Origin of the sequence: Prevotella communis, assembly GCF_022024115.1 — a bacterium.
GTDB lineage: Bacteria > Bacteroidota > Bacteroidia > Bacteroidales > Bacteroidaceae > Prevotella > Prevotella communis.
The window spans coordinates 1,022,819-1,036,106 of sequence record NZ_CP091792.1; the positions used below are offsets into that span (position 1 = coordinate 1,022,819).

12 protein-coding genes are annotated in these 13,288 nt (G+C 41.3%); 2 read left to right on the forward strand and 10 right to left on the reverse strand.

The genetic code is table 11. The features are described 5' to 3' along the window. Positions 1-11 precede the first annotated feature (11 nt). The 10 genes from L6468_RS03980 to L6468_RS04025 all read right to left on the reverse strand — a co-directional run bounded on the left by L6468_RS03980 (position 12) and on the right by L6468_RS04025 (position 10,312). The gene (locus L6468_RS03980) at positions 12-587 is read right to left on the reverse strand and encodes a sugar transferase (protein WP_237795508.1); all 576 of its coding nucleotides are present in this window, start codon (positions 585-587) and stop codon (positions 12-14) included. Further along, positions 584-1,702: a glycosyltransferase family 4 protein gene (locus L6468_RS03985; RefSeq protein WP_091816238.1), complete on the reverse strand. Its 1,119-nt coding sequence runs from the start codon at positions 1,700-1,702 to the stop codon at positions 584-586. Before L6468_RS03985 ends, L6468_RS03980 begins: the two co-directional genes overlap by 4 nt. A gap of 93 nt (positions 1,703-1,795) precedes the next feature. Further along, on the reverse strand, positions 1,796-2,968 hold the full coding sequence (locus L6468_RS03990; protein WP_091816235.1) for an alpha-amylase family protein: 1,173 nt from the start codon (positions 2,966-2,968) through the stop codon (positions 1,796-1,798). Continuing rightward, positions 2,965-4,266 carry a D-glycero-beta-D-manno-heptose 1,7-bisphosphate 7-phosphatase gene (gene gmhB, locus L6468_RS03995; RefSeq protein ID WP_237795515.1) on the reverse strand — a complete coding sequence of 434 codons (1,302 nt, stop codon included), beginning with the start codon at positions 4,264-4,266 and terminating at the stop codon, positions 2,965-2,967. Before gmhB ends, L6468_RS03990 begins: the two co-directional genes overlap by 4 nt. An 18-nt stretch (positions 4,267-4,284) precedes the next feature. Beyond that, a complete protein-coding gene (locus tag L6468_RS04000) occupies positions 4,285-4,932 on the reverse strand; it encodes a D-sedoheptulose-7-phosphate isomerase (RefSeq protein WP_091816230.1) in 648 nt (215 codons plus the stop codon). A gap of 6 nt (positions 4,933-4,938) precedes the next feature. Continuing rightward, complete coding sequence (locus L6468_RS04005) at positions 4,939-5,988, reverse strand: GHMP family kinase ATP-binding protein (RefSeq protein ID WP_091816227.1); 1,050 nt, start codon at positions 5,986-5,988, stop codon at positions 4,939-4,941. A 6-nt stretch (positions 5,989-5,994) separates the two neighbouring features. Next, positions 5,995-7,053 carry a glycosyltransferase family 4 protein gene (locus tag L6468_RS04010; protein WP_255779413.1) on the reverse strand — a complete coding sequence of 353 codons (1,059 nt, stop codon included), beginning with the start codon at positions 7,051-7,053 and terminating at the stop codon, positions 5,995-5,997. 13 nt (positions 7,054-7,066) lie between these two features. Then, positions 7,067-8,185, reverse strand: a complete 1,119-nt coding sequence (locus L6468_RS04015) for a glycosyltransferase (protein ID WP_237795517.1) — start codon at positions 8,183-8,185, stop codon at positions 7,067-7,069. Positions 8,186-8,274: 89 nt separating this feature from the next. Further along, complete coding sequence (locus L6468_RS04020; protein WP_237795518.1) at positions 8,275-9,411, reverse strand: glycosyltransferase family 4 protein; 1,137 nt, start codon at positions 9,409-9,411, stop codon at positions 8,275-8,277. Between the two features lie 4 nt (positions 9,412-9,415). Further along, a complete protein-coding gene (locus L6468_RS04025) occupies positions 9,416-10,312 on the reverse strand; it encodes a glycosyltransferase family 2 protein (protein ID WP_237795520.1) in 897 nt (298 codons plus the stop codon). 137 nt (positions 10,313-10,449) lie between these two features. On the opposite strand from L6468_RS04025, the gene L6468_RS04030 reads away from it, so the two are divergent. Further along, a complete protein-coding gene (locus tag L6468_RS04030) occupies positions 10,450-11,511 on the forward strand; it encodes an acyltransferase family protein (RefSeq protein ID WP_237795522.1) in 1,062 nt (353 codons plus the stop codon). A gap of 15 nt (positions 11,512-11,526) precedes the next feature. Continuing rightward, positions 11,527-13,275, forward strand: coding sequence for an LTA synthase family protein (locus L6468_RS04035; RefSeq protein WP_489146327.1), 1,749 nt, complete (start codon positions 11,527-11,529; stop codon positions 13,273-13,275). Positions 13,276-13,288 lie beyond the last annotated feature (13 nt).

Consider the following 13,288-nt stretch of genomic DNA (forward strand, 5'->3'; position numbering starts at 1 on the left):
GTGCAGATGGTTTAGAATATTTTCCCAAATGCTATTTTTGTAAAAGTCTTATAGATGATGCTTAAATCTAGCATACAGGACTGGTGCTCCATATAATACAGATCCAATTCAAGTCTTCTGAGCATTTTTTCCATGGTGTCTGTATAGCCGTTGTAAAGCGTGGCATACGAGGTGATGCCTGGTCGCATGCAGTAGAGCTGTTCATAACGGGGGTCATGCTCCATAATCTGGTCGATAAAGTATTTACGTTCAGGGCGATAACCAATGAAAGACATGTCACCTTTCAGAACATTCCATAACTGTGGCAGTTCATCCAGATGATGAGCTCTTAGGAACTTACCTATCTTAGTGAGGCGCTGGTCGTCTGGCTCAGCTAACATTGGCAAGCCGTTCTGCTCGTTGTTGACAACCATAGTGCGGAACTTATAGATATTAAAGGGCTTACCATGCAAGCCAATACGTTCCTGCTTGAAAATGATAGACCCCTTGCAGCTACATTTTATACCTATATATATAATGAGGAACAATGGCGAACCAAGAATGAGTCCAACCAACGAGAGTGCGATATCGAACAAACGCTTATTCATGCTACCTCCTGATTTGGCATATAGACAGGTAAATTCTTCTTCGTAATGGCTTTGTTGATACACCAGTGTAGAAGCATCCATATAACAATATCTATTATTACTACACAACTCATATTGATTTTTATCAGGTACCATAGAGTTAAGTTGATTAAGATGAATACTAATGTAATTGCTAATATTGTAATTAATGCCTGATGCTGATTCATGCCTGTGCGCATCAGTTTATGATGGATATGATTCTTGTCAGCCTGGAAAATATGGGCTTTGTGGAATAGTCTTACCAGCGAAACACGCACGACGTCGAATGAGGGGACTATCAATAGAGAGTAAGCCAGCATCATTGATTCCAGTCTGAAGTGCTTTACATTGGGATTATCCATCGTGAATTTCACAAACAGGAAGCCTAGGATGAAACCTAAGGTGAGTGATCCCGAATCTCCCATGAATATCTTGCGGTTATCCTCTGCTTTCCCCAGTATATTATAATATAGGAAGGGAATCAAGATGCCAATCAGTCCAGATATGAGAATGCAATATGCGATGATGTCCTCACGTATAAAACATACAAGGAACCCTAATAACGCAATCAATGATATACCTGCAGAAAGTCCGTCAATACCGTCTATCAGATTGAGTGCATTGCTAACAAACACGATGACGAAAACCGTGAGCACGCTTCCTATACTAAAAGGAATCTCGTGGATACCACAGAAACCATACAAGTTGTTAATGTATAGTCCGCATATAGGTAATATCGTTGCAGCCACAATCTGAACTGTGAATTTTGTCTTTGCGCCCAACCCCACTAGATCGTCAATGAGTCCAACTCCATAAATCAGAAGTAAGCTAAAAAAGAATCCTAATGTCCATGTACTGACTTGTACTTGCTGTTCATGAATGTTGTGGTTATAGGCTATAATGGTAACAAGAGATGCCAGCAACATACTGGGCAGGAAACTAATGCCACCCAGTCTTGGTGTTGCGTTCTTGTGTACCTTACGCTCATTCGGAATATCGTAAAGCCTTTTGCGCTTACAGAAATCAAGAATGAGAGGTGTAATAACCACCCCGCATATTAAACTCAATAAAAAAGCGCTTAGTATATATATGATCATAAACAATTCTTCATTATTATTTATTATAATAACTAAGAATTTTTGCTATTATTGTATGCTATTCAGGAAATTTTATTCTATGCCTTTTGTGTTTTATTTCAGCTTAAATATGAGCATATCTCCGCCTCCTATCTTGTAATTGGTCCTGATTGTGGTCTCTTTCAGTTGCTTAGTCAGCATTGTCACATTTCTTTTGGCAGAAATATAGAGTTCCATATCGCTTTGATAATCTTTGTTGACCACTGCCATGTACAGATGTCCGTTTTTCTTGAAGGTTGAGATGATGGCCCCTTGACGACCTGTAATCTTCAGTTTCTTGATGTTTGTCGGAATGCGTTTTAATTTCGTGGTGCCCTCCGGTATTTTCACCATGTGGTTTACTGTTTGGATCTCTGCCTTGTCAAACAAGGGAAGCAGGCCACGCAGTTCCTGATTCATTCGTTTTACCAATGGATAGTTCTTGGTGCGACGTCCGTCAATACTAATGGGGGCATCGTGGAAATTCCATTCATCCGTAGGCTTGGGGGTCCAGTAGGTGAAATATTCTATGGCTTGAGCACCGTATGCCAGATTGGAGTATATTTGCAGCCGTAGTGACTCTATTGTGGGCTGTGGGTAGTCACAATGGGGCGTGCAAAGGGCAAAAGCCCAGAAAGGCTTACCCGTACGTAGGCTTTCATGGCGAACATCCTCCAAACAAGAATACCATGTTTCGCGAATACCAAAATCCCTAATAGGATAGAAATCAAAGGAGATAAACGGCAGTCCGATGGCTGATGCCTGTTTGAGATATTGCTTGTATGGTGGCATCTGGATTTCTCTAGGTAATCCATCACCATAGTCTGGCAATAGATTAACGTATGTAGGTTTTTTTGTGTCCTGTTTCGCCATTGCCCGATAGCGTCGTATAGTCTCCTGGATATCCTTTGGCCAAGGCTCGTCTTGCAGAAAGTACCCGTAGAGCGCTGGATGATTCTTGAGTCTTGGAATCCCGACATGGGGCTGAACAGATATCCATCCGCTGCTAATCAACAATTGGATGCCACTCTCTTGGGCATCGTCCAATATTCTGAGAAGGGTGTCAACGGGCGTATCGTCGTAGAAACAGATTGACACATCAAATCCTGCCTCCTTGAATTCCTTGAAACGACTAGCGTTAGAATATTCCAAAGGAATACCATAATAGGCCACGATGGGTATCTTGGCCTGAACTGGGAGAATGGAGAATATGACTATATTCAGGAATAATAGATGTAGCCTTCTCATATTATTTTGTTGACAATAGAGAGTAACGCATCTGGCTCATTTGTCTTAATGAAAAAAGATTGTTTACAGCCAGCGGCATTCCCAGCCTCAACATCCCTTTCACTGTCGCCAATCATATACGATTGCGATAAGTCGATGTTCCAGTCTTTGGCGGCTTGTAGTAGCAAACCAGGCTTTGGCTTTCGACAATTGCAGTCAATTTTATATGCTGGGCGTTCACCCTCAAAACCTTTGTCGGGGTGGTGAGGACAATAATAGATAGCGTCAACGAAAGCACCCTCCTGTCCAAGCAACGTCTCCATCTTGTCGTGAATTTCTTGCAACTGCTCGAAGGTACAGTCGCCACGTGCAATGACAGGTTGGTTGCTGACAACGATGCAAAGATATCCAGAGTGGTTAATCTGCCTAATAGCTTCAGCAACTCCTGGTAGTAAATCGAACTCTTCTGGTTTGGTCAGGAAACCAACGTATTTGTTGATTGTGCCATCCCTGTCCAGGAATATGGCTTTTTGTTTCTGTGAGAGATTCCTGGCCTTCACCTTTCCAGAAAGGATGTCCTTTTCAGCCTCATGGTAACGGTCTGGTGTTCCCATATCCTTGATATACTCAGAGGTATCATAAGCAAAGATTCTTCCTGATGCGATATTGGGTTTCAGTACGTCACGATCCAAATCAATTTTGTCTGGAGTCTCAGGATGACGAGGAATATAAGACTTCATGGTTTCATGTAGCAGTTCTGGTGATATGATTTCAATGCCAGCATTCACCCTGTTCTTGTAATAGAGTCGTTCATCTTCCTTATTCATCCATTTCATTACCCGATGGGTGTCGATAGGTAATCCGCCTTTTTCTTGTGGAGGAAGTATCTCTGTCACCAGCAATGAACTGTCGTAAGGATGTCCGTTGGGATGAGACATCAAACTGGCCCAGGCATGATGTTCGTGATGAAATTGGATGAAACGGTTGAAATCTACATCCACAATGACGTCACCGCACATCAGCAAAAAGTCGTCCTGAAGATTCAGCTTGAATAAAGCTCCTGCTGTTCCCAACGGATGGTCTTCCTCATAATAGCTGATATGAACGTCAAAATTGCTGCCATCCATGAAATAGTTGCGAATGACCTCGCCCAGATAACCTGTTACCAAAGTAATGTCCGTCAGTCCACAGGCTTTTAAATTCTCAATCTGCCATAGCAATATCGGTTTTCCGCAAATTTCAATCATGGGCTTAGGCACATCGCTTTTGATAGAAGCAATGCGCGTTCCCTTGCCACCGGCCATAATGACGACTTTCATAATTCCTTCCTTTATTTGTTATTTACCGAAGAAATGCTCTTCTAACATTAAGCAGAGACAATGATAGACAGGAAGGTGCAGTTCCTGTATTTTATAGGTTTCAGTCTCCGGCACCTGGATGCAGATGTCTGCCAGCTCTTTCAGCTTGCTGTCACGCTGGCCAGTCAGTCCGATAACGTGTAACCCTTTTGATTTTGCAGCTACAGCAGCAAAGAGCACGTTACGGCTATTTCCTGATGTAGATATGCCTAAGAATACATCGTGGGGTTTGCCATAGCCATTGACTTGCTGTGCAAAGATGAGTTCAGGATTACTATCGTTCATAAATGCTGTGGTCAGCGAAGAATGACCAGTTAAAGCTATGGCAGGAAGCGCTCCCTGCAGGTGTTTAGCCAGAATTTCGCCCAACTCAGGGTCGATAGTTCTCAGGGCTTCAGCTTGGTCTTTGAACACTTCCCTCTTGAGCTTGAACTCTTTCATCAATTCACCAACAATATGCTCGCTATCAGATGCTGAACCCCCATTGCCACAGACCAATAGCTTGCGACCATCTGTGTAGGCTTGCTTCAGGGTGTTGTAAGCTTCTTGAATAGAATTGCGACAGACTATCAGTTTTGGATAACGGTCTATCAGATTGTCAATATGTTTGTTGATATTTTCCTCCATATATATTTAGAATGCTTTAACATTGTCTGTATCGTAAATCTTCCAGCCGTGTGCACCACCATCGCTGAAGTTAAAAGGCATGACAAATCCATCCAATTTTGATAGGGCCTGTTCTACTTCCTTCTTTCGCGTAGGCTCTACTACGAACATGATGAATCCACCGCCACCGGCTCCAGATACCTTTCCTGCTTTGGCACCAGCCTGAAGGGCAACATCCATCGCTTCTTGAATGATGGGGTTCGAAATGTTGTTTGCCATCTTCTTCTTGTTTTCCCATGCCTCACGCAGAATATCGGCAAAAGCATCAATATCACCTTTCAAAAGAGCAAGCTTGGTGTCAATGGCACTCTGTTTGATACGGTGCATTGCTTCAATGGCATTGCTATTACCTCCCTCAGTGTTTTTCTTCTGTTCGTCGATAATGGCAGCTGATGAACGAGAGCGTCCTGTGAAGTAAAGAAGCATGGAGGCTTCCAACTCATCAATTATCCAACGCTTGATTTTCAGTGGATTGACGATGGCGATATCATCCTTCATAAACTCAATATAATTGAATCCTCCGAAGGAGGCGGCATATTGATCTTGTTTCCCACCACTCAGCATTAGGTCTTTCCGTTCTATTTCGTATGCCAACTTGGCTATCTCATAATCACCCAACGGCAATCCTTTCCATTCCACAAAAGCTTTTAGAATGCAAACAACCATAGTTGATGAGGTTCCTAATCCAGAGCCTGCTGGTGCATCATTGTAGGTGGTGATCTTGAATGCTTGCGGTTGTAGATGGAAATCACGGTAAACCCTGTTGTATACCCCCTTGATGAGGCTGGCTTGTCCATCAATCTCTAATGAGTTGGATAATGGATATGACTTGTGGACATCTGCATCAAAGGAATGGATGGTAATCTGTGCGTCATTTGTCTCTTCTATGGTACAATAGGCATAGAGATTGATGGTGGCATTGAGTACTAAACCTCCATAGATATCACAATAGGGGGCTACATCTGATCCTCCTCCTGCAAGTCCTAATCTTAATGGTGCTTTACTGCGTATAATCATAGTTCGTTATTTATAATGTTGAGCCAATAGAATGATTTTTTTTGCGGTTTTCTCCCATGAAAATCTATTGGCATTTTCATATCCTTTTGCAATGACGGTGGGGCGAAGAGTGTCATTCTTTTTCAGAAACTGCTCTATTGTATTCCTTATATCTTCAATATGGTGTGGGTTAAAATATATAGCAGCTTCTCCACAGACCTCTCTCAATACGGGAATATCAGATACGAGTACAGGACAACCGCACTTCATAGCCTCAATGACAGGTAGACCAAATCCCTCATATAAGGAAGGAAAAATGAAACAGATTGCCTGATTATAAAGTCGGACTAATTCTTCATCAGAGACCCTGCCAAGAAAATGGATGGTGTCTTTTATGGCAGTCATACTGCCTTCCTGTGTGAAAATTCGATTGTGAGAACCAACTATAAACAGAGAACATCCCTTGATATCTTTGAATGCTTCAATAAGACGGCCAAAGTTCTTGCGAGGGTCGAGAGATGAAACGGTCAGGGCAAAAGGTTTGGTGGGAACGCTATCTTGTAACTGAAAGTGAAAGAACTTCTCATCAGCAGCATTATAGGCGATACTGATGTTCTCTTCCTTGATAAAAGGATAGAAACGAAGAATCTCTTTTTTTGAGAACTCACTAACCGTGATGATATGTTTTGAAGTTCTGACAGCCAAGGGGGTCATCAGTTTGTACCACCAATAATAACCTTTGGAAAACCATTGGGGATTATCAAGGAACGAAAGGTCGTGTATAGTCATTATCTTGTTACGGAGGAGAATACTCCCTAATCCCGTAAAAGAAAACATGAAGTAGTCTTTCTTTCCGATGAAATAGAAGGGTAGTACAAATTGCTCCCATAAATGAGACCGGCCGAATCCGTAATGAACGATAGGAAGATTGCCGACATCATAGCATGACATAAGGGGAGAGTTAGGACAAATAATCGTGAAATCTGTGCCCATCTCTACCAGCGTTTTACATATCATATATGCATAACGCTCCACTCCTGTTATGGGTCGTGTGAGAAATCGTCCGTTGACATAAATCCGACTCATAGTCTTTCGCTTCTTACAATTGTTCGTAAATGGCTTTCATGATGCTAACAGATTTCTGCTCTGTGAACATATCTATGACACGTTGATGCGCAGCCTCGGCAAGTCTTTCTCTTAATGAATGGTTATTTAATAGATTGTCGATAGCCTTAGCATAACCAGAAATGTCGCCTAAAGGTATTTCCAGTCCTGTTTGATCTTTGATGGAGACCCAATTCACACCAGAACCTTCTAGATGGAAAACAATAGGGGTACAACGGCAGTACATTGCTTCAGCCAACGCCAATCCTAATGCTTCTGCTTTAGTGTTAGAGGTGAAGGAAAAGATATCCGCTGCATGGATATAACAGCGTAGGTCATCCGTACTTAGTTTACCTGTAAAGGTGATACGGGACGATGTGTTTTTTTTCATTAACTCTTTGGTTAGCGGACCGCTACCGGCAATGATAAACTGACAGTCGCTTTTGACCTGCTTTTCAATCTTCATTAACCAGTCGATGCCTTTATAAGGAATGTGGCGGCCAAAGAGAAACACAATTGGTTTGTTCCCGTATTGTGTTTTTATCTCAGTTATGCGTCTTTCATCCCCATCTTTTAAATTGAAATTGTCCAATACAATACCGCTTTGAACTACGCTCGTCTTTCCTTTGTATTGATAGATGGGACTTGATGGATGAATGTAGTTCGGACTGGTGGTGACGATGAGATCAGCACGTTTCAATATAGCACTCTCGAACGGTTTGACAAGTCTATAAACAATGCCTTTAGATAGAATATCCGAATGCCAATGCAGAATTAGTTTTGTATCAGGGTGGATGGCTTTGAGCACTAATGGGTAGACGTAGGGGTTAGGGCAGTGGACATGAGCATATTGCGGCTTGTATTCTGCTATCAATTTCTTTAATGTCCGGTAATACCCTATGGCTACGTCTTGACTCATTATGGAGAAATTGACTTTGACACGATATACTGTGACACCATTAATGATATCTACGGTATCTTTTCCGTCAGTGGCAAAGCAGATGACAATATTACGATATTCCGTTAACCCCTCGGCCATAGACTTGACCAAGGTTTCGATGCCCCCAATATAGGGATGGTAATATTTGGAAATATGGAGTATGGTTTTTTGCATGTGCAGCTGAGTTGTTTTATAATGATATAACGTTACAATGTTTTTTTTATTGTGTTATTTTTGTATTAAGTAGTTTGTAGAAATTGAACCTATGTATGAGATGTAGTGTGCGAAAGATAAGAAGTTAATCTGTCGATAATGTTACCCCAATGATAGTCAGATAATTGCTGCAAATTGACATTAGGTCGTTCTTGTAGCATCTTTACGATTGCATGTATCCATTTTTCTTTGTCGTATCCTTCTACTGTAACAGCACCGTCTTTCCCTTTGGCCACTTCTATCATGGCCGTGTTATGAGCAGTAACAACAGGGCATCCGCATAATAAAGCTTCCAATTGAGGCATTCCAAATCCTTCCATTAGTGCACAAGATACAAAACAAGCGGCAGTATGATATAGCATAACTAAGTCTTCATTGCTAACATAACCACAGAAAATGGTTGACTCTTTTGGAAAAGACGGTGATTCTATGATGTCTTTAAGATCCGTGTTCTTCCAACCTTTTCCGCCTACCACCACCAATTGAATGCCATGCTCCTTGTAGAGATTGGGTATGATGTTTAATAAGAACTTAAGATTCTTTCTCGGTTCCAGAGAGCCGACAAATAGAATGAATGGATGCTTGATGCCGAATGCTTGTTTTATTTGCAGCTTTTTGTCTTCAGACAGCGTCCTGCGAAAAAATATATTCCTGTCGGCAGCATCGCCTGTAAATATCTCCTTGCAGTGGCGTGAGGGGTAATATGCTTCCACTTTTGATTTCGTATAATAGGAGTTGGTCCATAGGAAGTTCGCTTTTTTGATTGCTTGTCCGAAAAAGATACTGGTAGCCAGTCGGTTAGTCCATGACATAGTCTGAGCCATCTCAATATTGACAACATCATGAATGGTCACCATTGTCTTTACCTTTGAGGGAATGAAGTAGGGTAGGTGAGGCACTGGTGAATAATACATGTTGATGTGTAGTTTCCTACAAAGGTAGGGCACTAATAGTTGCAGAATGATGATGTTCGGCAGTCTTTTGGGAAACTGCTTTGAATAATCAAGCAGTTTTATATTGTCTGGGATTGATGATAGCTCGTATCTTGTATCAAGTCCTTTGGGTAGTATAATATAAAATATGTCGTTTTTTCTCTGCTTCGCCCATTCCATGATGGCACAGGTAAAGAACGTCCCAACACCAGCAGAGAAAAGGGACCATATTCGACCGTCAATGAGAATGCTCATATTATTAAAGTTTTATCGAAACGTATAATTGCTTAGTGAATTTCCATTTGTCTGCAAATGATACATTAGGATTGAGCCATACAGTTAGTCTTAACACCGGGTGGATAGTACGATAGAGAAAGTATTTCCAACGAGGCTCTGTAAGCTTGAAATAAATGTATTCACTTTTTTGTTGTCTATAGGTATCTCGTATAAATCTGCTACTCTTTCCGTCTTTGCCGCCTTCGCCTTCGAAGTGGATGATTCTAGGGCCATTGAGTAGCACATTATCGTAGCCATGTAGATTGAATCGATGCTCCATCTCGGACTCCTCGCAATACATGAAAAAAGCTGGATGAAAAGCACCACACTCATCCAAAACCTCTCGACGGACAAATAGGTCAGCACCTGTTACGTAGTCAACAGTCAGCCATTGCTTGGGATACTTAATAACTGGAGGATTATACAGATGCAATCCTTTTAGAATGGGAATCCAAAGGAATTTTTGGAAATCGTCTTTCATTTTCGGAAACTGTCCATAGGAATGGATCCAATTTCCCTGTCTGTCTTCTAATATACATCCTAATGCACCAAGCTTGCCCTGAAACTGTTCAGCAAAATCGTAGAATATCTTGATGGCATTGTTTTTGAGTAGCGTGTCAGAGTTGAGGAAGAATATGTATTTCCCTTTTGCTTGTTCTAATCCTTTATTATTCGCCTTGCCAAAGCCTAGGTTCTCACCTGTAGGAACAAAGATAATGCGACTATCATTAGATAAAGCCTCTATAGATCCATCTGTGGAACCATTGTCAACGACTATAATTTCATAATCAATGCCGATGGTATGTTCTATAATGCTATCCAGACACGGTTTTAGAACATGCAGCGTATTGTAATTGACAATGATGATAGATACAGTCATAGTTATGCAAAAGTATAAAATTCTATTTATAGCAGCAAAGAATATGCTCATTGCAGATAAGAATTTAAATATAATTAACGTGGGTGCAACAGTTTGTATAGAAATACTTCGTACCTTTGCATAATAATGTAAATTCGATGAATAATATACAATTTTATAATTCTGTGTCTTTTGCTAAAGGTATCGGCATTATGTTGATGGTTTTGGGACATACATTCTTTTCCGTTTATGGCTATACAGTAATCTATATGTTCCATATGCCTTTGTTTTTCTTTCTCTCTGGCTATTGTTTCAGAGTGAGTCATTTGGAGGATTTTAGGAATTATGCCCAAAAACGTGTCAGTAGAATATATGTCCCATTTGTTAAGTGGAGCTTGATATTCCTTTTATTGCATAACATCTTTTTTCATTTAAATATCTATAATGATACTTTTGGTTTCGAGGGAGAAGTCTCTCAGTTATATAGTGTGTCTGATTATCTGAAAAAGACATTCTTTATATTCTTTTGCCTCAGTGGTAACGAACAATTGTTGGGCGGCTACTGGTTCCTGCATACTATGTTTTTTGCCTCTTTCATTTTCTATGGACTACTAAAACTGAAAATTCCCATTATCGGAGGAGTCGTTACCTTGCTGCTAAGTGTCTTGCTATATTTTAAGGGGATTCCTGTTGTCAATATCTACTGTGGTCCGAAGGAGCTCTTTGCTGTATCATGTATGATGGCAGGTTACCTCTATAAGTCATATTCGATAGAAGAAATCGTTGACAAGTACAGTAGGCTTGTTCTCCTTGGCTGTGCTTTATTATTGCTGTTGGGAAGTGTGTACTGGCGTGGCGATATGCTAGATATGATATGGACTCATACCATTCCCTATTTTATCTCAGCAATAGCTGGCTCTATCGTTGTGATGATGGTTTCCAAATATCTGACTGGAAAAACACACCGTCTTTCTAGCTTTATTTCAAATATCGGTAATAAGACGATAGAAATATTGACATGGCATTTCTTGTCCTTCAAAATAGTTAGTTTGATCATAATTGCCTATTATGGTCTCCCGATTGAGCAATTGGCAGAATTCCCGGTATTGAGGCCTTATAATACTCAAGGTTGGTGGATTGGCTACCTGGTTGTTGGTGTTGCTGTTCCTGTTATTGGTTCGGGATTAAAGCACAGTTTGTGTAAAGGTATCAAAAAATGATTATAACGGATTGATATGTTGTCAACATATTTACAAAAAGTAACCTGGAATAGGAAGTTTTTATTGTTGTTTGGTTTGTCGGTGGTCAATCTCTTGTCTATGCATGGACAGATGGTATTGACGGTGGAATATGAGTATCCGTTTAAGGTGGATGCTATAATGAGCAATTTTTTTTCGTGTCTGATTGATGCAACGTCCTTCTTCCTGCTGAGTATGCTACTGATGAGGGGTAGGGTAAAGAGGGCATTGTTGATGACATTCATTTTAACGGCATTGCTCTCCTTCTGCAACGTGCTCTATTCGCGCTTTTTTGGCTACTATCTGCCCAATCTGGTAATTCTACAGGTGGGCAACTTGAATGACAGCGACGTAATAGATAGCACACTGACAGGCTTTCGTTGGCATGACTTATTCTATATCCTTTGGGCTATCCTCTTCGGTTGGTTGTATAAACGCTACAATAAGGAGGACTTGAAGAGGCTGTGGCTGAAGACGATAGGATTGTTGTGGGGTACGATGCTGGCAGGTGTCTTGATCTCCATCCTGATGTTGGACTTGCTACATGATCATGACTTGAAAACATCTTTTATTCGTTTCTCGCCAACCAAGCAGCAATATGCGCAGGCACCCAACAATATGCTGTATCGCAGCGGTTTCCTGAGGCGTGCGTTGGTGTGTAACGATGATTTTATACAGAGGGATTGGGAGTTGGACGAAAGTCAGAAGGCGGATATTGAACAGGAATTTACTGACTATGGGCAACGAACGACAAAACCCACTGTCATGGGGACCAAGAATTTGATATTCATTATTGTTGAATCGTACCTGTCGGTAACGTCAGACCTGAAAGTGGATGGCAAGGAAATTACACCCTTCCTGAATAGCTTGAAACGCGATAGTATGGTGTTTTATAATGGACATATGTGTCCTAATATTGAGATGGGCGAGTCGTCCGATGGGCAATTTATCTATATGACGGGCCTGTTGCCGCTGAAGTCGGAGATAACTGTCAATATTGTTAAGGACAAGATGCTCTATGGTTTGCCGGCAGCTTTGATAAATGCTGGCCGACTAAAACATTCGCACGTTATTGTACCCACGTCGCCGACGTTTTGGGAACAGGACAAGATGAACTTGCGTTATGGAATTGAAAAGATGTACTCGAAGTTCGACTATGACAAGGATATGACTGGTTACGAAGATTTGAACGACGAGCAAATATTCCAAATGACATCACAGGTGGAAACAACGGCAGAACAGCCTTTCTTTTCGCTCGTGCTGACGATGTCGATGCATAACCCCTATACGAAATGCGTGGAGCATGGTTTTACGCTGGCAGATAAATCGCTGACGACGGAATACCTGAACTATTTGGTGGACTGTCACTATACTGATATGCAGATAGAGAAGTATATCAAGCATTTAAAACAACAGGGACTCTATGATAATAGCGTCATCGTGATAGCCGCCGATCATCAAGCCCATCCTGCTCATTTGAATATGGCTGATAGTCAGGTCGTTGACGAGTTGCCACTTTACATTATCAATGGTGGTATTAACAGTAGCAATGCATGGACCGGACGTTGCAACCAATTGGACGTCTATACCACACTACTGGATATCTATGGCGTACGTTCAACATGGCGCGGATTAGGACATTCCCTGTTAAACGCCAACTATCAGGAATACAACGTTGAAAGGTTGCAGACTTTGTCGGATTGGATTATCAGGAGCAACTATTTTGAAATGATGCGCAAGCACTAAGAGAAGATTATTG